Source organism: Catenulispora sp. GAS73, from assembly GCF_041262085.1.
Lineage (GTDB): Bacteria > Actinomycetota > Actinomycetes > Streptomycetales > Catenulisporaceae > Catenulispora.
The window spans coordinates 361,098-385,483 of the sequence record NZ_JBGCCM010000006.1 but is presented as its reverse complement, the minus strand read 5'-3'; the positions used below and the strand labels follow the sequence as shown (position 1 = coordinate 385,483).

Below are 24,386 nucleotides of genomic sequence, written 5' to 3'. Positions count from 1 at the left end.
CAGTGCGACACGCCCCGGGCAGAAGGGCGTCACGGATATGAACACGGCCACGATGCGAAGACTAATCGTGCTGGGCCCGTGCACGCATCGCCTTGACGCCTTCCATTTCCTGAACACCGCGCAATGTCTCGCTCGCGTCGTTCAGGACCGCGGAGGTCTTCTTCAGCTCCCGGATCAGACCCTTGGCCGCGGCGAACACCCGCCAGCCGAACGCGGCGGTGATCACCAGGACGACGACGGCGGTGATCGTGATCAGCAGGACCCAGTACATGCTGGAAACTATAGGGCCTGGCCGGGCCCGCGACGCAGGGCGAGGGTGGCCACACCGGCGGATTTCAGGATCTCGGCCAGCTCCGGACCGGCCGGCCGGCGGACCCGCGCGCCGCAGGCGGGGCAGGTGAACAGGTAGCGGTTCGCGTCGGCGCCGTCGCCGGTCTCGACGAACCGGACGTCGGCGATGGCGACGTACTGCGGTCCGCAGTCCGGACAGCGGACACGAAAGTCGGCGACCGGGGCGGGGGCCGGCGCGGCGGGGCGCTCGGGCCCGCTACGCAGTGCGACGGACTCGATACCGATGGCGGCCATCGCGTCGGAGAGGTCGGCCAGGCCGCCGGTCAGGGCTCGGAGACGGACGCGGGGGTCGGTTTCCGGGGCGGGGGGCGGGGCTGCCGGCTCGGGGTCGGTGGCACCGGCGGCAAAGTCACCAAGCGCGCTGGCAGCCGGGGCAGCGGGTATGCGCTCCGGCGTGCTCGCAGCGGGAACCTCGGCGAGTCCGGCGGGCACACTCGCGGCGGGAGGCTGATCAGTGGCGCTGGCGGCACCGGCGGCGGAGTGCTGCGAGGCATCGGTTTCGGCAGGCACACCCGCGGCGGAAGGCCGCTCGGCGGCGCTCGCGGCACCGGCGGCGGAGTGCTGCGAGGCATCGGTTTCGGCGGACACACTCGCGGCGGGAGCGAGTTCGGCAGGGCTCGCGGCGCTCGCACGGGGAGCTTGTTCGGCAGGACTCGCGGCGCTCGCGGCGAACCAGTCCGACTCGCCGGCCGCGTCCTCGTCCGTCCTGCGCAGATGCCCGAAAGCCTCCCCAACCGCGCGAGGATCCCGCGGCTCCTCAGCCGCAGCGCCCCCGAACCAGTCGTGCGGCTCCCCCGCTCCGCTCACGCCGCGTCCTCGGCGTCTCCGTACAGGGCCAGCGCCTCGGAGGCGGTTTTGCGGACCTGGTCGGCCAGGGCCGGGGGGTCGACGATGCGGCCGTCGGCGCCGAGGCGGAGGACCAGGCGGAGGATGCGGCCCTGGTCGGGGGCTCGCAGGGCGATGCGCAGGCCCCCTTCGGGCAGCTCTTCGACGCCTTCGTTGGGGTAGTTCTCCGCCACCCAGCGGGCGTGGCGGGTGACCTCCAGGGTGACCAGGGGGTCGTCCGCCGCGGGTCGGAGGACGCCGTCGTCCAGGTCCTGGGGCTCGGCGGACTCCGGGATCTCGGCGGCGACGTCCAGGACGTCGATGGCGACTATGCGGGACAGGCGGAAGACGCGGACCGCCTCGCTGCGGCGGCACCAGCCCTCCAGGTAGGCGTGGCCGTCGGAGAGGATCACGCGCATCGGGTCCACGTCGCGCTCGGTGACCTGGTCGCGGGACGGGACGAAGTACTCCAGCCGCAGGCGGCGGCCCGAATCCAGGGCCTGGCGGATGCGGTCCAGGACGGTGGCGCGCGCCTCGAAGGCGACCGTCACGCGCTGGGAGGCCTCCGCGCCGCGTTCGCCGGCGGCCTCCTCCAGCTTGGCGATGGCGCGCAGCAGGGCGTCGCGGTCGGCGACGCCGGGGAGCTGCGCCAGCGCGCGCAGGGCGACCAGCAGGGCCACCGCCTCGCGCACCGAGAAACGCAGCGGCCGGACGATGGCCTCGGCGTTCTCCAAGTGGATGGTGCCGCCCTCGCCGATGTGCGCTTCCATCAGGTCGTCCGGCAGGCCGCCGGGCAGCCCGCACATCCACAGCGTCTCCAGGTCCTTGCGGAGCTGCTTCTCGGAGACGTTGAACTCGCCGGCCACCTCGGTCAGCTTCGCGCCCTCGTGCTCCAGCAGGTAGGGCACCAGGTTCAACAGCCGGCGGACCTGGGCCGCGGCGCCGCTCATCGGGTGGCTCCCGTCATCTCGCCGGTGTCGGAGCGGTCGGCGCCGGCCTGCGCACCGATTTTGGAATGGGTACCGATCTCGGAATGGGTACCGATCCGGGCTCCGGGGTGCGTCATCTCGTCGCTGGCGGCCAGCGCGTTGCCCGCGACGGCGGCGCGCAGCCGGTTGATCACCGCGGCGCGCAGCTCCGGGGGCTCCAGAACCTGCACGTCGGGGCCGAACTCGGCGAGCCAGCCGGCCATGCCGGTGTTGCGCGGCACGGTCAGCACGTCCCAGCCGGTCGGCTCGCCGTCGAGCAGTTCCTGTTCGCATTCGGTGGCGCGGCGGCGGAGCAGGAAGCCGGTCTCGGCCCGCAGCCGCAGCCGGGCCGTGCCGACGTTGCGGTTCTGCTTCCAGGCGAAGTCGGCGACCTTGGCGTGCACGTCCATGTCGGCGGGCACCGGCTCGGTCAGGTGCCCGGCCATCAGCACCGGCTCCCCGACGATCCGGTCCAGCCGGAACATGCGGTCGGCGCCGCGGTCGCGGTCGTAGCCGGCCAGGTACCAGTGCCCGCGCCAGGAGTCGATGGCCCACGGCTCGACCTTGCGCAGCGCCGGGTCCACCTCGCCGGACTTGCGGTAGCGGAAGGACACCGGGCGCCGGTCGCAGATGGCCTGCAGCAGCGGCTCGAAGGCGCCGGTCTCGGTGCGCACCCGCGGCTCGATCCCGGACTGGCTGATGTCGCCGACCTCGATGCCCGCGCTCTTGAGCTTGAGCAGCGCCGAAGAGGCGTCGGAGGCCAGGACCGCCTGCTGCCAGAAGCGCGCGGCCACGCCGAGCACCGCCGCCTCGTCCCGCTCCAGGCGGATCTCGGGCAGGTTGTAGGAGTCCTTGGGGATGCGGTAGCCGATCTCGTCCTCGAACAGCGCGCTGTTGGTACCGGTCTCCAGCGGGATGCCCATCTCGCGGAGCTCGTCCTTGTCCCGCTCGAACATACGCTCGAAAGCGTCGTCCGTGGGGCACTCCCGATACGGCTCCAGGGTGGCGCGCAGGCGCTCCTTGGTCACGTACTGCTTGGACGCGAGCAGGCAGATGACCAGGTTCACCAACCGCTCGGTCTTCGTGGCGGGCATCGACGCTCTCCTACAACAACTCGGCTACGCGTGAACGGTAGCGCTAATCGATGGCGTGGCGCAGCGTCGTACACATTGGCGAACACGAATGGGTGACGACGGGTCGGCTAACTAAGGGTCACCGGGCCGGTAGCGTGGGGCGGGTGATCCGGTGGCGGCGTGGGGTGGTGGCAGCAGTTGGCCGCGCCTGGCGCGGTTCTCTAGAGGTAGATGTAACGGCTGCGGACGGACAGTTGTTCCGCGCACTCGCTTATCCGGCGCTGGTCGGACAGCCTGAGGTCGGCGACGAGGTACTGCTGTCGGTCACGGCGCTGGAGCTGGGGTTGGGGACCGGCGGCTATGCGCTGGTCGTAGCGATCCCTGCGCGGCTTCCTGAGGACACCCCTCTGCAGGGGCACATGGTCAAGGCGCGCTATACGCCGTTGCAGACAGTTGTAGACGGCGCTGAGGAGCGCTACCCGGAACTAGCGACAGCATCGTCCCTGGATGGGATGCCGGTAGTAGTGGCCGATCTGCACTCGGCTCTTCCTGCCGTACTCGCGGGGATCCGCGCGGACCGTCCCTCTGCGCGCGTCGCCTATGTGATGACTGATGGAGGAGCGCTCCCCCTGTGGTTCTCACGGAGCGTAGACGCATTGCGCTCGGCAGGGTGGCTCGCGGCGGGCACCGTCACGGTCGGGCAGGCGTTCGGCGGGGATCTGGAGTGTGTGACGGTGCACAGCGGACTCCTCGCGGCGCGCCACGTGTTAAAGGCAGACGTCGCGATCGTCACGCAGGGGCCTGGGAACCTCGGAACCGGAACCGAGTGGGGATTCTCGGGCGTCGCGTGTGGCGAGGCGATCAACGCCGCAGGGGTTCTCGACGGCCGACCCATCGCCGCGCTGCGTGTCTCCTCAGGGGATGCGCGCGAGCGGCACCAAGGGTTGAGTCATCACAGCCTCACCGCGTATGGAAAGGTCGCGTTGGCGCGCGCAGAAGTAGCGCTGCCGGACCTTGACGACACCTTCTGGAGCAGCGTCGCTTCGCAGACTGCGGAGCTGGAGCAGAGGCATACGGTCATTCGCGTACCGGTCGACGGGCTGGACGCGGCTCTGCGTTCCTGTCCGGTAAAGCTGAGCACCATGGGCCGCGGCTTGGACGAGGACTACGCGGCGTTCCTCGCCTCGGCGTGCGCGGGCCGACTGGCGGTCTAGCCACCTGCACCAGTCTGTCAGCACTATGGGATGCTGCACTCCTGAATGGCGAGACCCGGGAGGGACGTTGTCCGTGGAAGAGAGCGTCGGAGAAGGCAGGATCGACGACGATCAGGCCGAAGAAGGCGTCGGGGAAGTCAGCATCGGGGAAGTCAGTGTCGGCGAGGGACACGAGGAACACCTCGTGACGCCGGTCGAGCGCAAGCTCCGGGCGGTCCCGGTCCTCATCCTGAGCTGCGTCGTGTTCGGTCTGGCGGCGGCGGCGTTCGCCTGGACGACGCTGCGCGTCCACGACCGCCAGGTGTCGGCGGAGACGAACGAGAAGGCGATCGCGTTCCTGCTGGGGACGCCGGGGCTGCAGACCTCCGAGCAGGCGGCGCTCGGCGGCGGCTCGGTGACCGCGTTCTACTCCCCCAAGCTGCACCGGTTCGCGATCACCGGCCACGACCTCCCCGCGCTCAAGGCGGGGCGGACCTACGAGTTCTGGTACCGCACCGGCGCGGGCCAGCCGGCGCAGGAGGCGGGCACGTCGCGCTTCGACGCGCCGCAGAACGACATCGTCGTGGTGTCGATCCCGGCGCCCGCCGCCTCGCTGGTGGTCTCGGTCGAGTCCTCGGGCGGCACGCACACGCTGTTGGGGACGCCGATCGCCGAGCTGACGCTGGATTAGCCGCGCCGGGTCAGTCGCGGCCGAGGCGACCCGGCCGGGGTCCGGCTACTCGGCGATCAGCAGATCGCCGGCCAGCACCGCGAACAGCGTCCCGGTCACCGCGTCGACGACCCGGCGCGCCCGGGCGTAGGCCGCCGCGACGCGCTTGGCGGAGAACAGGCACGCCACGAGCACGTACCAGGCCACGCCGATCGCCGGGATCGCCACGCCGATCGCGGTGCGGTACTCCCAGTCCACGTGCGGTGGGAGCAGCGCGGCGAAGACGCTGGAGAAGAAGACGGCGGCCTTCGGGTTGCCGATGTTGCACAGGAAGCCGGCCCGGAAGGCGGACACGGCGCCCCGGGAACGGACGCCCGCGGCGCCTGCGGCCGGGCCGTGCACGCGGCGGCGCGCGGCCGAGCGCAGGAGCTGGAAGGCCAGCCACAGCAGGTAGGCGGCGCCGGCCACGCGCACCGCCTCGAACACCGGCTGGAAGCGGACCAGGAGCACGGTCAGGCCGACCAGACTGGTGGTCGCCCAGATGGCCATCGCGGCGGCGACGCCGAGGCCGACGAAGACCGCGTCGCGGCGGGAGCGCGCGACCGAGGCGTGGGAGACGGCGAGGAAGTCGGGGCCGGGGATCAGCAGGGCCAGGGTCCAGACGGTCAGCAAGGCGGCGAAGGACGCGACAGGCATACCGACGATACTGCCATGCGGGGAGCGCTGCGGGGCAGGTCGGAGGGCCGGTTCCGGGCCACTCGCCGCGGATTGGCCTGGTGCCCGCCGCCGGCGGACGCACCGAACGCACTGAACGTATCGGACACGCCGCACACGCCGGACACGCCGATGGCCGTCCCGGAGCCCGGGACGGCCATCGATGGCACTCGCCAATCGCTCGAAGGCGGCTCGCTCAGCTCACGCCGAGCAGGTCGACCACGAAGATCAGCGTCTCGCCCGGCTTGATCGCGCCGCCGGCGCCGCGGTCGCCGTAGCCCAGGTGCGGCGGGATGACCAGCTTGCGCCGGCCGCCGACCTTCATGCCGGCCACGCCGCGGTCCCAGCCGGCGATGACGCGGCCGCCGCCCAGCGGGAACTCGAAGGCCGAGCCGCGGTTCCAGGAGGCGTCGAACTCTTCTCCGGTGGAGTAGGCGACGCCGACGTAGTGCACCTTCACCTGCTGGCCGGCCGTGGCCTCCGCGCCGGTGCCGACGGTGATGTCCTCGATGACCAGGTCCGCGGGGACCGGGAAGTCGGGGAAGTCGATCTCAGGCTTTTCAAGACTCATGGGCTTGCTGTTCCCAATCCTGCTCGGGGATGGACTTCTCGTTACGCTATCAGGGCGTCTTCGGCGGCCACCGCCGCGTCACCGGGCGTCCAGGATGTCCACGACGAACACCATCGTGTCCGTGCCCTGGATCCCGGCGTTCGGCTGGCCCTGCGCGCCGTAGCCCTTGTCCGGCGGGATCACCAGCAGCACCCGGGAGCCCACGGTCTGGCCGATCAGGCCCTCGTCCCAGCCCTGCACGACCGAGCCGACGCCGATCTGGGTAGCGAAGATCGACTTGCTCTTGCTGAACGAGGAGTCGAAGATCTGGCCGGTGCGCCAGACCAGGCCCTCGTACTGGACCACGATGGTCTGGCCCTTCTTCACCTGCGGGCCCTTGCCGACGATGACCGACTTGTAGACGCCTCCGGACGGCGGCTGCTTGCCGGCCGGGATGGTCACCTTCGGGTCGTCCTTGCCCACGGCCGTGGCCACGGTCGGCAGCGTCGGGTCGTTCAGCTCGCCGGTACCGGCCGGGATGTCGGCCTGGACCGACGGGTACACGCCGATGATGTCGAGATCGAAGATGATCGTGTCGGTGCCGGTGATCTGGATCTTGCCGTCGGTGCTGCCCTTGGCGCCGAAGCCGAGCGCCGGCGGGACGGTCAGCTCCACCCGGCTGCCCGCGGCCTGGCCCTTCAGCCCCTGCTCCCAGCCCGGCAGCATCTGGCCCTGGCCCTCGACCTCGGTCACCGGATGCTGGCCCTGGTCGTAGCTGCTGCCCAGGTCCGAGCCGTCACGCCAGAGCTTGGCGGTGAAGTGCAGCACCACCGCGCTGCCGTCGGTGACCTTGGCGCCGTCGCCGGGGATCTTCACCTTCACGCCGAGCTTGCCGTCCGGCTGCCCGGCCGGCACCTGGATGGTCGGCCGGACCCCGATGGCATCGGCGACCGGCGCCCCGGAGGCCCCCGAGGAGGTCGTGGAACCGCTCGGCGCGGCGGGCTTGCTCGACGACGACGAGCAGCCGGCCAGCAGCACCAGGCCGGCGGCGAGCCCGGCGAGGGCGGTCTGGGTCCGGCGGGTGGCCACGGGACGGCGCACGGGAAACCTCGAATCGGCACGTAGAGACGGAAATACGACGATCACATGTCCATGGACCGCACCACACTAGCGTGGCCCGCGCCCGGCCGGAGCCGGGAGCAGGCCACGAATACGCAAAACCAGGACGGTCGGGCGAGAACCCAGAGCGCGTTCTACCGGCCGCCGACGCCCAGCACCTGGAGCGCGGCGACACGGGCACCGGGCATGCCGCCAAGTCGCCGCACCGCCGGTCGCCGCCGACATCCGGCCTCAAACGCGACCGGCACGACCGACGCCGGCGCGCGTAACCACGCTCGCCGGCCCCAGCCGTGCCGTCACAGCCGAGCCCCGGTCACAGGGCCTCACATCGACGAAATGAGCTTCTCCACCCGCTCGTCCACCGAGCGGAACGGGTCCTTGCACAGCACGGTGCGCTGGGCCTGGTCGTTGAGCTTCAGGTGCACCCAGTCGACCGTGAAGTCGCGCCGCTGTTCCTGGGCCCGCTTGATGAACTCGCCGCGCAGGCGCGCGCGGGTGGTCTGCGGGGGGATCGACTTGGCCTGGAAGATCTCCAGGTCGGTGGCGGTGCGTTCGACCATGCCGCGCTTCTCCAGCAGGTAGTACAGGCCTCGGTTGCGGGAGATGTCGTGGTAGGCCAGGTCCAGTTGGGCCACGCGGGGCGCGGACATCGCCAGGTTGTTCTTGGCGCGATAGCGCTCGATGAGCTTGTACTTGATCACCCAGTCGATCTCCTTGGAGATCAGGTCCAGGTCGCCGGTGTTCACCGCGGTCAGGGTGCGCTCCCAGAGGTCCAGGATGCGGTCCACCGCGCCGGTGCGCAGGCCGCGCTTCTCGGCGAAGTCACGGGCCTTGGTGAAGTACTCCTCCTGTATCTCCAGGGCGCTCATCTCGCGGCCGTTGGCCAGGCGGACCTTCTTCTGGCCGGTCATGTCGTGGCTGACCTCGCGGATGGCCCGGATCGGGTTCTCCAGGGTCATGTCGCGCAGGGTGGTGCCGGCCTCGATCATCCGCAGGACCAGGTCGGTCGCTCCGACCTTGAGGAGCATCGTGGTCTCGGACATGTTCGAGTCGCCGACGATCACGTGCAGCCGGCGGTACTTCTCGGCGTCGGCGTGCGGTTCGTCGCGGGTGTTGATGATCGGGCGGGAGCGGGTGGTGGCGCTGGAGACGCCCTCCCAGATGTGCTCGGCGCGCTGCGAGACGCAGTAGACCGCGCCGCGCGGGGTGGCCAGCACCTTGCCGGCGCCGCAGATCAGCTGCCGGGTGACCAGGAACGGGATCAGCACGTCGGCCAGGCGGGAGAACTCGCCGTGCCGGCCCACGAGGTAGTTCTCGTGGCAGCCGTAGGAGTTGCCGGCCGAGTCGGTGTTGTTCTTGAACAGGTAGACGTCCCCGGCGATGCCCTCCTCGTGCAGGCGCCGCTCGGCGTCGGCCAGCAGCCCCTCCAGGATCCGCTCGCCGGCCTTGTCGTGGACGATCAGCTCGCGCACGGAGTCGCACTCGGGGGTGGCGTACTCCGGGTGCGAGCCGACGTCCAGGTACAGCCGCGCGCCGTTGCGCAGGAAGACGTTGCTGGAGCGCCCCCAGGACACGACGCGGCGGAACAGGTAGCGGGCGACCTCGTCCGGGGACAGACGGCGCTGTCCGCGGAACGTGCAGGTGACCCCGTATTCGTTTTCTAGCCCGAAGATCCGCCGGTCCATGATGACCACCTTTTGCCGCGTTAGACTTAATCTGCGTCAGCCCTCTGCGTCGTTGTTCGACTGCCGCTTTGTCAGGACTCTTCAGGAGTCCTCTTCCTCGCCGAGGATGTCGTCCACCGCGCCGAGCACGTCGCCGTCGTCGGCGGGCACGGACTTGGCGGCCGGCGGGTTCGTGGTGCCGGTCTCGCCGCTGTCGCCGGCGCCCTCGTCGTCCTTCTTGCCACCGTCGGCGCCGTCGCCGTCGCCGTCCACGCCGAGCAGCCGGGACAGCGCGGGCCCGGTGATCCGCCGGAACTTGCGCACCTGGCTGCGGTTCCGGTCCAGGACCGCGACCTCCAGCTGGTTCGGGGCCAGGGTGCGCGGCTCGGTGCCGTCCCGGCCCAGGGCGTCCACGGCGGCGTTCAGGACCGTCTCCAGCGCGGCGTTCTCCTCGTAGGAGGACTCCAGCACCTGGTTCACCGCGTCCGCGGCGCCACCGAGCACCTGGAAGCCGCGGATGTCGGTGACCTGGCCGTCGAAGGTGACCCGGTAGCCCTGGTCGTCGGCGGCCTTCTCGCCGACCTCGGCCACGGCCAGCTCCACCTCGTAGGGCTTGCCCGCGCCCTCGCTGAACATCGTGCCCAGGGCCTGCGCGTAGGTGTTCGCCAGGGCCCGGCCGGTGACGTCGCGGCGGTCGTAGACGTAGCCGCGCATGTCGGCGTGCCGGACGCCGGCGATGCGCAACTGCTCGTACTCGTTGTAGCGGCCGGCCGCGGCGAAGGCGATGCGGTCGTAGATCTCGGAGATCTTGTGCAGGGCCCGCGACGGGTTCTCCCCGACGAACAGGATGCCCTTGTCATAGAAGATGACTGCCACGGACCGGCCACGCGAGATGCCCTTACGGGCATACTCGGCCCGGTCCTTCATGATCTGTTCGGGCGAGACGTAGAACGGCGTCGTCACGACGGGTCACTCCTGACTTCGGACCGAGGTCTGCAAGATAATTGATTCAGCACTGCGAACCCGAAGTTATCGCAGCGGGGAGCGGGGACCGTCGGGAACCGCGCGGCGGGCGTCCATGATGCCCTCGACGAGCGCGGAGAGTTCCTCGTCCGGCAGCCGCCGGTAACCGTCCTCGGTGACCACCGCGACGACCGGATAGATCTTGCGGAACAGGTCGGGGCCGCCGGTGGCCGAGTCGTCGTCGGCGGCGTCGTAGAGCGCCTGCACGGCCGCGACCGCGGCGTCCTCGGCGCTGAAGTCCGGGCGGAACAGCTTCTTGAGCGCGCCGCGGGCAAACATCGATCCGGAGCCGACCGAGTAGAAGTCGTGCTCCTCGTACATGCCGCCGGTGACGTCGTAGCTGAAGATGCGGCCCTCGCCGGTCTCCTCGTCGTAACCGGTGAACAGCGGGACCACGGCCAGACCCTGCATCGCCATGGCGAGGTTGCCGCGGATCATGGTGGCCAGGCGGTTGGCCTTGCCGTCGGTGGAGAGCGTGACGCCCTCGATCTTCTCGTAGTGCTCCAGCTCCAGCTGGAACAGCCGGACCACTTCCACGGCCAGCCCGGCGCTGCCGGCGATGCCGACCGCGGAGAACTCGTCGGCCGGGAACACCTTCTCGATGTCGCGCTGGGCGATGAAGTTGCCCATCGTGGCCCGGCGGTCGCCGGCCAGCAGCACGCCGCCGGGGAAGGTGATGGCCACGATGGTGGTGCCGTGCGGCGCGATGTCCTGCGCGGACATCGTGCCGGCGGCGCCGGCCGGCAGGGAGCGCCCGCCGGGCAGGAACTCGGGGGCGAAGCCCTTCAAGAACTCGCTGAAAGAGGAGATGCCCGGCGTGAGGAACGCCTGCGGCAGACCGCCCCGAGAGCCCCAGTCCGCGTTGGATTCCACTTCAGCAATCCCCTTCTATTAAGGTTCGTACGCAATCGGACCTTGATGTGGTGCGACCCTAGTAGATCGCGAACCTCACTGGCCACCCTTCTGGACGAAGCCCCGGACGAAGTCCTCGGAGTTGGCCTCCAGCACCTCGTCGATCTCGTCCAGCATCGAGTCCACGTCCTCGGAGAGCTTCTCCTGGCGCTCCTGCAGGTCGCTGCTCGCCTCGGTGGCGGTTTCCTCGACCTCTTGCTTGTCCCGGCTGGCGTGCTGCTGGCCACCGCGTTCGTCCGCTGCCATCTCAGCCCTCTCCCACTCCTCGGCAAGGTTGCCGATCTTCCTCACTCTAGCTTCAACTTCCCCCGAACGGAGGTATTCCACGCGTGCTCTCGATAGCGAATAAATTACGTTTGTGGAATTCTTCGGACCAGCGCCGAAGCGGCGCTGGTCCGAATGTCGGAACGTTTCGTCTCAGCCCTCGGTCAGTGCCCGCACCAGATCCTCCGCGGTACGGCTTCGATCGATCAACGCTTGGACGTGCTGCTTGGTTCCGCGCGTCGGTTCCAGTGTCGGCACCCTTTGCAACGATTCGCGACCGGGGACGTCGAAGATCACCGAGTCCCAGGACGCGGCGGCCACGGAGTCGGCGTACTTGTCCAGGCACCGGCCCCGGAAGTAGGCCCGGGTGTCCTCCGGCGGATGGTCCACCGCCTGCCGGATCCGCGCGTCGGTGGTGATGCGCTCGAACCGCCCGCGGGCCGCCAGGCGCTGGTACAGGCCCTTCTCCGGACGGACGTCGGAGTACTGCAGGTCGACCAGCTCCAGCCGCGAGGAGTCCCACTCCAGGCCGTCCCGCTTGCGGTAGCCCTGCAGGATCTCGTACTTGGCGACCCAGTCCAGCTCCCTGGACAGCGACATCGGGTCCGACTCCAGCCGCGTGAGCACCGACTCCCAGCGCTCCAGCACGTCCTTGGTGACGTCGTCCACGTCGACGCCGTAGCGGTCCTCCACGAACTTGCGGGCCTGCTCGCAGTACTCCATCTGCAGCTGCACCGCGGTGAGCTTGCGGCCGCTGCGCAGCGTCACCAGCTGCCGCAGCGTCGGGTCGTGGCTGACCTGGTGCAGGGTGCGGACGGGTGAGTCCACCGACAGGTCGGTGGACATGAAACGCTCCTCGATCATCGCCAGGACCAGCGCCGTGGTGCCCATCTTCAGGTAGATGGAGATCTCGGCCAGGTTGGCGTCGCCGATGATGACGTGCAGCCGGCGGTAGCGCTCGGGGTCGGCGTGCGGCTCGTCGCGGGTGTTGATGATCGGGCGCTTGAGCGTGGTCTCCAGGCCCACCTCGACCTCGAAGAAGTCGGCGCGCTGGGAGATCTGGAAGCCGTGCGCGCGGCCGTCCTGGCCGATGCCCACCCGGCCGGCGCCGGTGACCACCTGCCGGGAGACGAAGAACGGGGTCAGGTTGCGGACGATGTCGGCGAACGGGGTGGTGCGCTGCATGAGGTAGTTCTCATGCGAGCCGTAGGAGGCGCCCTTGTTGTCGGTGTTGTTCTTGTACAGGTTGATCGGCGCGGTGCCGGGGATCTCGGCGGCCCGGCGCGAGGCCTCGGCCATGATCCACTCCCCGGCCTTGTCCCAGATCACCGCGTCGCGCGGGTTGGTGACCTCCGGCGAGGAGTACTCGGGGTGCGCGTGGTCGACGTACAGGCGCGCGCCGTTGGTGAGGATCACGTTGGCCAGGCCCGCGTCCTCGTCGGTGAGCTGGCTGGCATCGGCGATGTCTCGGGCCAGGTCGAACCCCCGGGCGTCACGCAGGGGGTTCTCTTCCTCGAAGTCCCAGCGCGCGCGGCGGGCCCGGTGCATGGCCGCCGCGTAGGAGTTGACGATTTGAGAAGAGATCAGCATCGCGTTGGCGCCGGGGTTCCCTGGTACGGAGATGCCGTACTCGGTCTCGGTGCCCATGATTCGCCACACGCTCATACCGGCCACCTTATTCCGCGGGGGTGACGTGTGGCAGTGCCTTGTGCACGGTTTTTGCTGGGGTGATGGGTTGCCACTCGGTGTGTGTACCCGGGGGGTGATCAATGAATCGTGGGCGGACGCCGGGTTACAGGCCCGGACAAAGCACGCGCCGCCCGCGCGCTGTCGCATTCGACAGCCCGCGGGCGGCGCACAGGCCTTGACGGGTTTACAGGTACTGGCCGGTGCTCGCGATGGTGTCGATCGAGCGGCCGGTGTCACCGCCCCGCTTGCCGGTGACCAGCGTGCGGATGAACACGATCCGCTCGCCCTTCTTGCCGGAGATGCGGGCCCAGTCGTCGGGGTTGGTGGTGTTGGGCAGGTCCTCGTTCTCCTTGAACTCGTCGACACAGGCGCCGAGCAGGTGGGAGACGCGCAGGCCCTTCTGCTTGTGGTCCAGGAAGTCCTTGATCGCGGACTTCTTCGCGCGGTCGACGATGTTCTGGATCATCGCGCCGGAGTTGAAGTCCCGGAAGTACATGACCTCCTTGTCCCCGTTGGCGTAGGTGACCTCCAGGAACCGGTTCTCGTCGATCTCGCTGTACATCCGCTCGACGGTGGCCTGGATCATCGCCGTGACCGTCTCCTGCCGGTCCCCGTGGTGCTCGGCGAGGTCGTCGGCGTGCAGCGGGAGCTCGGAGGTGACGTACTTGCCGAAGATGTCCTTGGCCGCCTCGGCGTCCGGACGCTCGATCTTGATCTTGACGTCCAGCCGGCCCGGGCGCAGGATCGCCGGGTCGATCATGTCCTCGCGGTTGGAGGCGCCGATGACGATGACGTTCTCCAGGCCCTCGACACCGTCGATCTCCGAGAGCAGCTGCGGGACGATGGTGTTCTCCACGTCCGAGCTGATGCCGCTGCCGCGGGTGCGGAACAGCGAGTCCATCTCGTCGAAGAACACGATGACCGGGGCGCCCTCGCTGGCCTTCTCACGAGCCCGCTGGAAGACCAGGCGGATGTGCCGCTCGGTCTCGCCGACGTACTTGTTGAGCAGCTCAGGGCCCTTGATGTTGAGGAAGTAGCTCTTTACGTTGTCCGAGCCGGTCACTTCCGCGACCTTCTTGGCCAGCGAGTTGGCCACCGCCTTGGCGATCAGGGTCTTGCCACAGCCGGGAGGCCCGTACAGGAGCACGCCCTTGGGCGGCCGGAGCTTGTGCTCCTTGAACAGGTCAGGGTGCAGATACGGGAGCTCGACGGCGTCCCGGATCAGCTCGATCTGGCCGTCCAGGCCGCCGATCTCCAGGTAGGAGATGTCCGGGACCTCCTCCAGCACGAGGTCTTCGACCTCGGACTTGGGGATGACCTCGTAAACGTAGCCGCTGCGCGGCTCCATCAGCAGGGCGTCGCCGGGGCGCAGCTTGACGCCGGGTTCCAGCAGCGGCTCGGCCAGGCGCACCACGTGCTCCTCGTCGGTCCGCCCGGTGACCAGGGCGCGGCTGCCGTCCTCCAGGATCTCCTTGAGGCTGACGATCTCCCCGACGCTCTCGAAGCCGAACGCGGCGACGACATTGAGCGCCTCGTTCAGCATCACCTCCTGGCCGGGGTGCAGCGTGCCGGGCTCGATGGACGGGCTCACCGACACCCGCATCTTGCGGCCGCCGGTGAAGATGTCGGCGTTGCCCTCGCCGGCGTCCTCCAGGAACACCCCGAAGCCGCTGGGCGGCTGTGCGAGGCGGTCGATCTCCTCCTTCAACGCCACGATCTGGTCGCGCGCTTCGCGCAGCGTCGCCACCAGGCGCTCGTTCTGGCTCGTGAGCCCGGCCACAGTGGCCTGCAACTCGTTGATCCGCTCCTCCACGGCCCGGCCGCCCCTCGGGGCGTCCGCGGCGTCGCGGAGCCTGCGCCGCAGGACGGCGATCTCCTGCTCCAGGTACGTGACCTGGGCAGAGAGGTCATCCGACCCGCGCGCCGAGCGGCCGGCGCCCTCGCGGATGTCGTCGTCGTGTGCTGGCACGGTCCTCACCTCCCGCCGGAAGCTGCGATGCTCAAGAACTTCCTTGCTGCTGTCCTGCCTAGCGGAAGCGTTCTTGAAACCGCTGAATGTTGTGCAGTTGCCGCCACCGGGTCCGGACACGGCACACCCCGCGTATCCGGAACTCGGGTGCTCTTCGTAGGAACAACAAGGCCTGTCGTCATCACGATTCCCCCTCACTCGGCTGGTTATGTGGAGCCGGCCCGGAGTTGTGATCCCGATCCTTGCCCACAGGTGATGCTTTGTCGAGGACAATCGATCAACGACCGGGGGTCCCGGATCGTTCGCGGCGGCGGCTTGGTAGCGTCTGGAAACTATGACGGTTACCACTGACACGGATGCCCTAGAGGTATGGATCAATCACGATCTGTGCACCGGAGACGGCATCTGCGCCCAGTACGCGCCGGACGTGTTCGAACTCGACATCGATGGTGTCGCTTATGTGAAGAACGGACCGGACGCGGAGTTGCTGACCGGACCCGAGGCGCGGGTCCCGGTCCCGGTGGATCTGGTGCTGGCGGTCATCGACTCGGCCCGGGAATGTCCCGGGGAGTGTATTCACGTCCGGCGGGCCTCGGACCAGGTGGTCGTCGCCGGCCCGGACGCCGAGGCGGCTTGAGTCGCGAGCTGGACGACGAAGCGGCATAGGCGCGCGAGCTGGACGGCGGGAGACCAGTTCCGCCCCAGCTCGGCACCAGTCTCGGCCGCCGTCGTGCTCCTCGCGGCCCGATCGAACCTTTCCCTCAATCGCTAACCCAGACGCATGACCGCCCGTCCAGGTTGCCGGTCAGGCCCAGGTTCGCTCGATCGGGTGACCACCCAGGTCGTACGGCTGGGCGAACACCGGTATCAGCCGGGTCGGGCCGCCCACCGGATGCAGCCGCTCGGGGGCGTCGGTGTGGATCGGGACGACGGTCCGCGGCGCGACCCGGTGCACCAGCGTGTGCAGGTCGTCGCCGGTGGCGTGGCCGAAGGAGCCGATCCGGCGCAGCGGGATGCCCAGGACCTCCAGCCACTCCATGAACAGCGCCCAGCGCGACTCGAACGGCCCCAGCGGCTCGCCGTTGGCGTGCAGCCACACGGTGCGCTCGCCGACCGGCAGGTCCGCCAGATCCGGGATGCCGCGCAGGTCCCGCAGGTCCGGCTGGTAGACGAAGGCCCCCGGATCGGCCTTCACGGCCTCCAGGCCGACCTCGGAGTAGGCCGCCACGCCCTCGACCCCGAGCTCGCGCAGGAAGACCGCGACCGGGTCGCCCCAGAGCACGCGGCGCCCGGCGGCGTCGGCCACCTCGACGAACTCCCGGACCCGCTCCAGGTCGCGCGGGTACATCGCGAGCAGCACCAGGTCCCCGCGCGCCTCGTCCAGCACGGCGGCGAAGTCCCGGACGACGTCGTCCTCGGTGCGCACCGGCCCCGGGAACACCGGCAGCCCCAGAGCCGTACCCTCGGTGACGAACATCTCACAGCCCGTGGCGCGCTCGGCCAGCCGCCAGGCCCGCTCCGGCGCGCGGCCGTGGAACCGGATGTCGCCGGTGAACGCCAGCACGCCGTCGGAGGTGGTGACCAGGTAGCCGCTGGCCCCGGGCACGTCGTGGTCGACGGTGATCCGCTCCACGGTCATCGGGCCGAAACGCAGCGGCTGCTCGTCGGCCAGCGGCCGCCAGTCCGGGTCGCCGCCGGGCAGGCCGTCGCCGGCGGCGCTCAGCGCGCGCATCACGGCGATGGTCTCCGGGGCGGCGTGAACCTCAATTCCCGGCCTGAGGGTTCCGACCAGACCGCAGTGGTCGATGTGCGCGTGGCTGACGAAGACCGCCGTCGCCGGGCCCTCCTCCCCCAGTGAGTCCCCCAATTCGAGCATCGCCGGGTCGTAGACGCCGGGCAGCCGCGGCGCCGCGCCGACCCGCAGCCGGTCGGCCAGATAGCGGTGCTCCCTGGGCACGACAGGGGGCCGGAACAAGTCGGTGCCTCGGGGGATGTCGAGCCCGAAATCGAGCAGGACGCGGTGGTCGCCCTCGGTGATCAGGACCTTGCTGGAGCCGATGACGCCGACCCCGCCCCAGAACTCGACGGATGCTGCCATGGAGATACGTGTTCTCTTCCTATTGAATTAACGCGCTGCTCCGGCCCAGGCGAAGATGCCGGGCAGGATGTCCTCGACCACCGGGGCGATCACCGTCGCGGGGCCGTCGGCGCGGCCGAACCGGTCGATGTAGCCGGCACGGGCGCCGACCGCCATCGCGGGTTCGATCTCGTTGAAGTAGTGGTCGCCGAGCGAGAAGAGCTCGGCGGCCGGCCGGTCGGCCAGCTCCGCGGCGATCCAGCGCCGCAGTCCCTCGGGTTTGTTCGCTCCGGAGACGACCTCCTCGAACAGCGGGGTGACCCCCAGCCGGTCCAGCAGCGGCGCCAGGCCGCCGGCGGGGCTGTTGGTGGCCAGGACGATGCGCACGTCACCGCGTAGCTTCTCGAAGGCCTCGACGAGCGCCGGGACCGCGGTGACCCGGCAGGACGCGGTCAGCATGTACTGCCGGCTGGCCAGGAAGGCCTGCTCGGTCGCCGCCGGGCCCACCCCGGACAGCGCCGCGAGCCCGGCCGCGGCGCCCCAGGCGTCGACCGAGCTGCGCAGCACCGCGGCCGCCGACTCGTCGGCGACCCGGTCCGCGGCGGCCACGCCCTGTTCGAGGTAGGCCTCGAACAGGTCCAGGAACCGGCCGCGCCACTCGTTCGGCAGACTGCCGGCGGCGTGCTCGGCGTAGAAGCGGACCGGGCCGTCGTCGCGGTAGACGGTCCCGTCGAAGTCCACGGCCAGGACCGGGCGGCGGTCCGGCGGCGTTGAGGCCGTCCTAGTGAAATCCGTTCTCGGCTCAGCCACGGACGCCTCCGGCCGCGGACAGCGCACCGCGGATGAACTGCCGCTGCAGCAGCAGGAAGAACACCATGACCGGCAGCGTGGTGAAGGTGACCGCCGCGGCCAGGCCCGGGAAGTCGGTGCCCTCGGCGTTGGCGAACGTGGACAGCCCGACCTCGACCGGCTGCACCGTACTGGAGGACTCCATGTTGGAGCTGGTCATGATCACCGGCCACAGGAACGAGTTCCAGGAGCCCAGGAACACGTTGATGGCGATGATGACCAGCGCCGGGCGCACCATCGGCACGCCGATCGAGCGCAGGAAGCGCAGCCGCGAGGCGCCGTCCAGCGCCGCGGCGTCCAGGATCTCCGAGGGCATGGTCAGGAAGAACTGACGGACCAGGAAGATCCCGAACACGCTGGCGCCCCACGGGATGATCTGGATCCAGTAGGTGTTCAGCAGGTGCAGGTCGTTGGCCAGCACGTAGTCCGGAATGATCAGCACCGTGCCGGGCATCATCAGCACGGAGAGCACGACCAGCGTCAGCACCTTGCGACCGGGGAAGCGCAGCACGCCGAAGGCGAACCCGGCCAGCAGCGAGGTCACCAGACACAGCGCCATGGTGCAGGAGGCGATCAGGATGGTGTTCGCGAACAGCCGCACCCACGGCGCCGAGTGCCAGGCCCGCGACCAGTTCGACCAGTCCCAGTGCGGCACCAGCAGCGGCGGGAAGTTGCTGAACTCGCCGGGATGCCCAAGCGAGATCACCACCGTCCAGTAGAACGGGAAGACGAACGCCAGCCCGATGGCGGCGGCGAGCGCGCGCCGGGCCCAACGCCCGGCGCGGCTCCCTCCCGCCATGCCGCGGGATGCCGAAAGCTTGCTCACCCCTGCGCCTTCGCGGCGGCGCAGCCGGACTGCGCGGCGTTCAGGGCGTCGGCTGGCTGCTTGCCGTTCTCCAGCGCCTCCTGGATCGCGGTGGACTCAAAACCCTGGCACTTGAAGATCCAGGAGAAGCCGGGCAGCGCGAAGGCGGTGTCCAGCTCGGAGACCGCCGCGGTCTCGTACGGGTTCTTCGCCACGAAGGCCTGCATGACCGGGTCGCTCAGCGCCTGGCTGGTCACCGGCAGGTACCCGGAGGTGGAGGCCCACTGAGCCTGCTCGGCCGGGCTGGTGATGAACTTCATGAAGGCCCAGGCCGCCGCCTTCTGGTCGGCGGTGGCCGAGGAGAACATCACGATGTTGGTGCCGGTCAGCTCGTTGACGGCGCCGGAGGGACCGGTGGGCAGCGCGGTGATGTCCAGCTTGAACTTGCCGCCGACGGTCTTGTTCTCGAAGCCGTAGCCGGCCGCCGAGGAGATGTCGAAGACGCCCTTCTGGGCGCCCAGGGCGGTCTCGCCGGGGTAGTTCTTACCGGTGGCCAGAGCGTTGGCGTCCTTCAGGTCCTTCATGTATTGCAGGGCCTTGACCACGCCGGGGTCGGTCAGGTGCGGGGTACCGTCGGCGTCGTAGAGGCCGGCGCCGTTGGCCTTGGCCAGGATCTCGAACCACTGGGTGCCGAAAGTCGCGCCGGTGGCCGAGCCCGGATCGATGGTGGAGCCGGTGACGCCGTTGGTGGAGACCGCCTTCATCACGCTGGCGTAGTCGTCCCAGGTCTTAGGCGCACTCTGGCCGTCCTTGGCCAGCAGGTCGGCGTTGGCGAACAGGATCAGCACGCTCTTGTTGAACGGCCACATCCAGGTCTTGCCGTCCGGCAGCTTCATGTCGGCCTGAATGCCCTTGTAGAACGTGGACATCTCAGCCGGGCTGTCAGTGCCGGCCAGCTCGCTGATCGGGACCAACTTCCCAGCGGCCTGGAAGTAGGAGGCCCAGCTCTCGTAGGCCTGGCCGATCGTCGGGGCGTTCCCGGCCTGCACCTCGGCCTTCTCCTTGGTGTACATCGTGCCGTAGTCCGGGTCGCCCTGGAGCTTGACGGTGATGTTCGGGTACTTCGCCTGGAAGTCGGAGACGAGCTTGTCCATCGCCGGCTTCAGGGTGCCGATGGTCATCGCCTCCTCGAAGGTGATGGTCACCGGCCCGGTGGGCACGGCGAGCTCGGTACCGGAGCCGCCGGCCTTGCCCGACGAGCCGGAGTCGGACTTCGGCGTGGAGGCGCCGCCGCCGGCGCACGCCGTCGTGGCGAGGGCGAGAGCGGCCAGCCCGGCGGCCGCGGTGATGCGCTTGCGCATGATGGTTCAGGTCTCCCGATTTGAGGGGTTTCGGTGGCAGTGCGGAACTAGAACGAGAGGTGGAGCTAGATGTGCGGTGCTGCGGATCAGACGAGAGCGTGCGACTCGCCGTTGGCCGCGGTACGGCGCCGGACGAGCGTGAAGAAGACGGTGATGGCGAACAGGACCACGGCCAGCGCCGCCCCGTAGCCGGTGTCGCTGAACAGGAAGGCCTCCTGGTAGACCAGGTAGCTCAGGGTCGTGGTGGCGTACGCCGGGCCACCGCTGGCCAGCTGGTAGAACTGGGTGAAGGCCTGCAGCGAGGTGATCGCGGTGATGGCGACGACGAACACGGTGACCGGCTTGAGCTGGTGCCAGGTGACGTGCCAGAACTCCTGCCAGCCCGAGCACCCGTCGACCCGCGCAGCCTCCGACAGCTCGTTGGACAGCGTCGCCAACCCGCCGAGGAACACCACGGTGGTGAAGCCGACCTCATGCCACAGGCTGTAGATCACCACCGCAGGCATCGCCGAGGACGAGGACTGCAGCCACTGCGAGGTCGGCAGATGCAGGCTGTGCAGGATCCAGTCGGCCAGCCCGAACTTGTAGTTGAAGATCCAAGTCCAGATCATCGACGTGGCGATCACCGGCGTCGCATGCGGCAGGAAGAGCGCCACCCGGGTACCGTTCAGCAGCGCCCCACCGCGCTGCAACAGCAGCGCCAGCGCCAGCGAGATCGCGGTCCCACCGATCACCATCGCACCGGTGAAGTACAGCGAGTGCCACAGGCTACTCAGGAACGTCGGCTGGTTCGCCTGGAACAACCGCGTGTAGTTGCCCAGCCCCTTGAACTTGGACAACGCCGGATTCAGCGCGTTCCACTTCCACAGCGAGACGTAGAACGTGTACCCAGTCGGAATGATCACGAAGGCCAGGAACACGAGCACGGCCGGGGCCGAGTACGCCCACCCCCAGCGGGTCGCACGGAAGTCGCGGGCGGGCCTCCTGCGGCGCGCCGAGCCGGGCGGCGCGGCGACGGCGGTGGCGGCGTCGGTCGTTGCGGTCACGGCATGAGACTGTCGCGGTCGCGGATGTCATTCCCGCGACGTTTCGGTGAACAATAGACTACAAGGCTTCTTATATTCGAGATCTTGTGATGTCCTGGAATGTTGGCCAGTCCCTAACCCGGTGCACCGGCCGATACCCAGCGGCCGTGACCGCCGCCGTCACCACGACGACGGTCACGGCCGCGACCACGGCGCGCGCCACGGGGTCCGCCCCGGGCCCGGCAGGACCATGCGGGGTGTTGGTTCTGTGCCCCTCGCCGCGTCGGCGGGCGAAGCCAACCTGACCGGGCCGGTGGTGTCAAGCCGGACGAAACCGGACCACAGCAGGAGCGATCCGGCTTTACACCACCGGACCGGGCTGGTTCCGTAAGGCGACGACGCGGCGAGGGGCACAGAACCTCGGCGACCACAAGCAGCGACCGCCGCCGACCAGCGCGACGCAGGCAACAGCGTGAAGGAAGCCGACCAGTCGCGGACCGCCGCCATCAAGCAAGTCGCGCGGGTCGCCCCCCTCGCTGTAGAGCGCCCGCCGGAGGCCTCAAGGCGCCCACCACGCACGACGATTGCCGCCTACGCAACGCGTGCGCAGTGACTCGGACTTATGCGTGGTCTTGCACCCACACAACCGGCGGCCGCCAGCGCAACCCACGCCGCACAACCGAACTGCGTCCCCCCGCGAGCCCATCAACCCCTGCGCGAAGCCGTAAAAAACGCCTGTCAACCACAAACCAACCGCAGCCGGCGCACCCCTAAGGCAGCACCCGCCGAGCCATAGCCGAAGTCGTCACAGTCCCATCCTCATTAAACTCCGGATCGGCCACACTCCCAGCAGCCGGCGTAGCACCCTCCGCCGCATAATCCGCAGCGTACGCCCCCTTCGACGGCCGCCGCCGCCGCACCGGCGGCGTAACCCCGTCGGCCAGCCGCCGCGCCGTAACCAGAAAGCCGGTGTGCCCGATCATCCGATGGTCCGGACGCACCGCCAGGCCCTCGACATGCCAGCCACGCACCATCGACTCCCACGGCTGCGGCTCGGTGAAGGCGCCGTGCGAGCGCAGGGTCTCCACGGTCCGGGACAGCTGCGTGGTGGTGGCGACGTAGCAGATGACCACGCCGCCGGGCACCAGCGCCTTGGCGACCGCGTCCACGCAGTCCCAGGGCGCCAGCATGTCCAGCACGACGCGGTCGATCTCCTCGTCGACCAGCTTCTCGGCGAGGTCGCCGATGGTCAGCTCCCACGCCGGGTGCTCGGCGCCGAAGAAGGAGCGCACGTTCTTCGCCGCGATCTCGGCGAACTCCTCGCGGCGCTCGTAGGAGTGCACGCTGCCGGCGTCGCCGACGGCCCGCAGGAGCGAGCAGGTCAGCGCGCCGGAGCCGACGCCGGCCTCCACGACGCGGGCGCCGGGGAAGATGTCGGCCATCTGCACGATCTGGCCGGCGTCCTTGGGGTAGACCACGGCGGCGCCGCGCGGCATGGACAGCACGAAGTCGGACAGCAGGGGCCGCAGCGCCAGGTATTCGTTGCCGCCGGAGGTCTTCACGACCACGCCCTCGGGGGAGCCGATCAGCTCGTCGTGCTCGAAGGAGCCCTTGTGCGTGTGGTACTGCTTGCCCGTCTGCAGAGTGATGGTGCTCATCCGGCCCTTGGCGTCGGTGAGCTGAACCTGGTCACCCGGCTTGAAGAGGCCGCGACGGTGCTCCGCGCCGGTCGGGACGGTCGACTCGGGAGCGGTCGATTCGGGAGCGATCGGCTCAGAAGCGGTCAGCTCAGAAGCGGTCAGCTCAGGAGCGGTCGGCTCGGGCGCGATCGACTCAGAAGCAATCGACTCAGAAGCGGTCAGTGAGGGCGTGCTGTCCATCCCTCCAGCCTACCGGCGCTGCTGGGGCCCTCCGGACGCCGCGACCGGCGGACCGGGCGGCCCCGGCGGCTTGCCCAGGAAGGCGGCCTGCACGTCCGAGGCCGCCAGCACGCCGACGATCTCGCCGCCGGACTCGACCACCAGGTACTCCGGCGCCGGGTTGGCGCGCAGCACGTCCAGCAGGTCCTCGCCGGTGAGGTCGGCGGCGACTATCAGGTTCGCGTCCAGCGGGCGCGCCACGTCCCCGGCCTCGACCCACGGCCGGCGCTGCTCGGGGGTGGCGATCACCTGGGCCTCGTTCACCAGGCCGGTGGGCTTGTCGTTGCCGTCGACCAGGACGATGCCGCGGGCGTTGACCTCGTGCGCCCGGCGCAGCGCCTCGGCCAGCGGGGTGCGGGCCTCGACGCTGATCGCGCGGCGGGTCATCTTGCGCGCCGACAGGCCCGGGATGCGCTCCCGCAGCTTGGCCACGACCAGCGCCTGCGTCGCGCCGAACCAGATGAACATCGCCATGAAGACCGCCAGGCCCAGGCCGAAGGGCTGGATGGTGCCGTTGCGCACGTAGACCAGGTTCATCACGATGAACACCGCGATCGCGAGCACGCGCCCGGCCCACGCCGCCGCGACGGTCCCGGTCATCGGCTTGCCGCTGGCCTTCCAGACCGCGGCGCGCAGCATCTGGCCGCCGTCCAGGGGCAGGCCCGGGAGCAGATTGAACAGGGCGACGAGCAGGTTGGATGCCCAGAAGCCGAAGACCAGGGTGGCGGCGACCTTCTGCGTCAGGCTCACGTTGTCGTCGTGCGGGATGATCTCGTAGATCGCGAAGCCGATGCCGGCCAGGGCCGCGGAGGTCAGCGGGCCGACGAAGGCGATCCAGAAGGCCTTGCCGGGGGCGTCGGACTCCTTCTCGATCTCCGAGACGCCGCCGAGAAAATGGATGACGATGCGGCGTACCGGCAGGCCCAGCTTCTTGGCCAGGGCCGAGTGCGCGAGTTCGTGGACCACGACCGAGGCGTAGAGGAAGATCGCGTAGGCCAGGGACAGGACGTAGCGCCAGCCGCCGAGCTCGTTGCCGAAGTCGTTGGAGGGGTCCGTGACGTCGCCGGACTGCGGAGCGAGCAGCACCGTGATGAACGCGGCGACCACAAACCACGACGGGGAGACGTACAGGGGGATGCCGAACGGCCGGCCCAGCCGCAGGCCGGGGCCACGGACGACCTGCGCCCGGCCGGACTTGCCGCCGTCGCCTTCCGAGCCACCACTACCGGTGCTCTGCCTGCCCTCGTCGTCCGCCACGTCTTCGACTCTATGCGCAGGCGAACTTGCAAGACCACTCACCGCGCGGGCGATCTCATCACACGGAGCGCCACACGGGACCTCCGCGTGCCCCTCGACGGGGATGTCG

The 24,386-nt window shown here is 69.5% G+C and carries 23 protein-coding genes; 3 read left to right on the top strand and 20 right to left on the bottom strand.

Annotated features, from left to right (window positions below; genetic code table 11):
• Positions 1–61 precede the first annotated feature (61 nt).
• The 4 genes from ABH935_RS12145 to ABH935_RS12130 are packed head-to-tail and all read right to left on the bottom strand — an operon-like array spanning position 62 to position 3,238.
• Positions 62–271 carry a hypothetical protein gene (locus tag ABH935_RS12145; protein WP_370354504.1) on the bottom strand — a complete coding sequence of 70 codons (210 nt, stop codon included), beginning with the start codon at positions 269–271 and terminating at the stop codon, positions 62–64.
• A gap of 8 nt (positions 272–279) precedes the next feature.
• Complete coding sequence (locus tag ABH935_RS12140) at positions 280–1,158, bottom strand: hypothetical protein (RefSeq protein ID WP_370377935.1); 879 nt, start codon at positions 1,156–1,158, stop codon at positions 280–282.
• The gene (locus ABH935_RS12135) at positions 1,155–2,126 is read right to left on the bottom strand and encodes a helix-turn-helix transcriptional regulator (RefSeq protein WP_370377934.1); all 972 of its coding nucleotides are present in this window, start codon (positions 2,124–2,126) and stop codon (positions 1,155–1,157) included. Before ABH935_RS12135 ends, ABH935_RS12140 begins: the two co-directional genes overlap by 4 nt.
• Positions 2,123–3,238 carry a helix-turn-helix transcriptional regulator gene (locus ABH935_RS12130; RefSeq protein WP_370377933.1) on the bottom strand — a complete coding sequence of 372 codons (1,116 nt, stop codon included), beginning with the start codon at positions 3,236–3,238 and terminating at the stop codon, positions 2,123–2,125. The genes ABH935_RS12135 and ABH935_RS12130 overlap by 4 nt, the downstream gene beginning before the upstream one ends.
• Positions 3,239–3,381: 143 nt before the next feature.
• Here ABH935_RS12130 and ABH935_RS12125 point away from each other — a divergent pair, with 143 nt between their 5' ends.
• Together ABH935_RS12125 and ABH935_RS12120 are read left to right on the top strand one after the other, a co-directional pair.
• Complete coding sequence (locus tag ABH935_RS12125) at positions 3,382–4,431, top strand: DUF3866 family protein (RefSeq protein WP_370377932.1); 1,050 nt, start codon at positions 3,382–3,384, stop codon at positions 4,429–4,431.
• Positions 4,432–4,504: 73 nt separating this feature from the next.
• Positions 4,505–5,101, top strand: a complete 597-nt coding sequence (locus ABH935_RS12120; protein ID WP_370377931.1) for an anti-sigma factor domain-containing protein — start codon at positions 4,505–4,507, stop codon at positions 5,099–5,101.
• A gap of 45 nt (positions 5,102–5,146) precedes the next feature.
• Here the strand turns inward: ABH935_RS12120 and ABH935_RS12115 are convergent, their stop codons facing one another.
• The 9 genes from ABH935_RS12115 to arc all read right to left on the bottom strand — a co-directional run bounded on the left by ABH935_RS12115 (position 5,147) and on the right by arc (position 14,984).
• Positions 5,147–5,776: a LysE family transporter gene (locus ABH935_RS12115; RefSeq protein ID WP_370377930.1), complete on the bottom strand. Its 630-nt coding sequence runs from the start codon at positions 5,774–5,776 to the stop codon at positions 5,147–5,149.
• 214 nt (positions 5,777–5,990) lie between these two features.
• Positions 5,991–6,365 (bottom strand): FKBP-type peptidyl-prolyl cis-trans isomerase, encoded by a 375-nt coding sequence (locus tag ABH935_RS12110; RefSeq protein ID WP_370377929.1) that lies wholly within the window; start codon positions 6,363–6,365, stop codon positions 5,991–5,993.
• Positions 6,366–6,443: 78 nt separating this feature from the next.
• Positions 6,444–7,445 carry an FKBP-type peptidyl-prolyl cis-trans isomerase gene (locus tag ABH935_RS12105; protein ID WP_370377928.1) on the bottom strand — a complete coding sequence of 334 codons (1,002 nt, stop codon included), beginning with the start codon at positions 7,443–7,445 and terminating at the stop codon, positions 6,444–6,446.
• A 341-nt stretch (positions 7,446–7,786) separates the two neighbouring features.
• Complete coding sequence (pafA, locus tag ABH935_RS12100) at positions 7,787–9,148, bottom strand: Pup--protein ligase (RefSeq protein ID WP_370377927.1); 1,362 nt, start codon at positions 9,146–9,148, stop codon at positions 7,787–7,789.
• 81 nt (positions 9,149–9,229) lie between these two features.
• Positions 9,230–10,090 carry a proteasome subunit alpha gene (prcA, locus tag ABH935_RS12095; protein WP_370377926.1) on the bottom strand — a complete coding sequence of 287 codons (861 nt, stop codon included), beginning with the start codon at positions 10,088–10,090 and terminating at the stop codon, positions 9,230–9,232.
• Between the two features lie 66 nt (positions 10,091–10,156).
• On the bottom strand, positions 10,157–11,023 hold the full coding sequence (gene prcB / locus ABH935_RS12090; protein WP_370377925.1) for a proteasome subunit beta: 867 nt from the start codon (positions 11,021–11,023) through the stop codon (positions 10,157–10,159).
• Between the two features lie 75 nt (positions 11,024–11,098).
• Positions 11,099–11,308 (bottom strand): ubiquitin-like protein Pup, encoded by a 210-nt coding sequence (locus ABH935_RS12085; RefSeq protein ID WP_370354493.1) that lies wholly within the window; start codon positions 11,306–11,308, stop codon positions 11,099–11,101.
• A gap of 171 nt (positions 11,309–11,479) precedes the next feature.
• Positions 11,480–12,991: a depupylase/deamidase Dop gene (dop, locus tag ABH935_RS12080; RefSeq protein WP_370377924.1), complete on the bottom strand. Its 1,512-nt coding sequence runs from the start codon at positions 12,989–12,991 to the stop codon at positions 11,480–11,482.
• Between the two features lie 208 nt (positions 12,992–13,199).
• Complete coding sequence (arc, locus tag ABH935_RS12075; RefSeq protein ID WP_370377923.1) at positions 13,200–14,984, bottom strand: proteasome ATPase; 1,785 nt, start codon at positions 14,982–14,984, stop codon at positions 13,200–13,202.
• Between the two features lie 334 nt (positions 14,985–15,318).
• Here arc and ABH935_RS12070 point away from each other — a divergent pair, with 334 nt between their 5' ends.
• Positions 15,319–15,621: a ferredoxin gene (locus tag ABH935_RS12070; protein ID WP_370377922.1), complete on the top strand. Its 303-nt coding sequence runs from the start codon at positions 15,319–15,321 to the stop codon at positions 15,619–15,621.
• 168 nt (positions 15,622–15,789) lie between these two features.
• Here the strand turns inward: ABH935_RS12070 and ABH935_RS12065 are convergent, their stop codons facing one another.
• The 7 genes from ABH935_RS12065 to ABH935_RS12035 form a co-directional block, all read right to left on the bottom strand.
• Complete coding sequence (locus ABH935_RS12065; protein ID WP_370377921.1) at positions 15,790–17,082, bottom strand: MBL fold metallo-hydrolase; 1,293 nt, start codon at positions 17,080–17,082, stop codon at positions 15,790–15,792.
• A 27-nt stretch (positions 17,083–17,109) separates the two neighbouring features.
• The gene (locus tag ABH935_RS12060; RefSeq protein WP_370377920.1) at positions 17,110–17,871 is read right to left on the bottom strand and encodes an HAD family hydrolase; all 762 of its coding nucleotides are present in this window, start codon (positions 17,869–17,871) and stop codon (positions 17,110–17,112) included.
• Positions 17,864–18,736, bottom strand: coding sequence for a carbohydrate ABC transporter permease (locus ABH935_RS12055; protein WP_370377919.1), 873 nt, complete (start codon positions 18,734–18,736; stop codon positions 17,864–17,866). Before ABH935_RS12055 ends, ABH935_RS12060 begins: the two co-directional genes overlap by 8 nt.
• Complete coding sequence (locus ABH935_RS12050; RefSeq protein ID WP_370377918.1) at positions 18,733–20,076, bottom strand: extracellular solute-binding protein; 1,344 nt, start codon at positions 20,074–20,076, stop codon at positions 18,733–18,735. The genes ABH935_RS12055 and ABH935_RS12050 overlap by 4 nt, the downstream gene beginning before the upstream one ends.
• Positions 20,077–20,162: 86 nt before the next feature.
• A complete protein-coding gene (locus ABH935_RS12045; RefSeq protein ID WP_370377917.1) occupies positions 20,163–21,122 on the bottom strand; it encodes a carbohydrate ABC transporter permease in 960 nt (319 codons plus the stop codon).
• 749 nt (positions 21,123–21,871) lie between these two features.
• On the bottom strand, positions 21,872–22,981 hold the full coding sequence (locus ABH935_RS12040) for a tRNA (adenine-N1)-methyltransferase (protein WP_370377916.1): 1,110 nt from the start codon (positions 22,979–22,981) through the stop codon (positions 21,872–21,874).
• A 9-nt stretch (positions 22,982–22,990) separates the two neighbouring features.
• A complete protein-coding gene (locus tag ABH935_RS12035; RefSeq protein WP_370377915.1) occupies positions 22,991–24,277 on the bottom strand; it encodes a site-2 protease family protein in 1,287 nt (428 codons plus the stop codon).
• Positions 24,278–24,386: the final 109 nt, after the last annotated feature.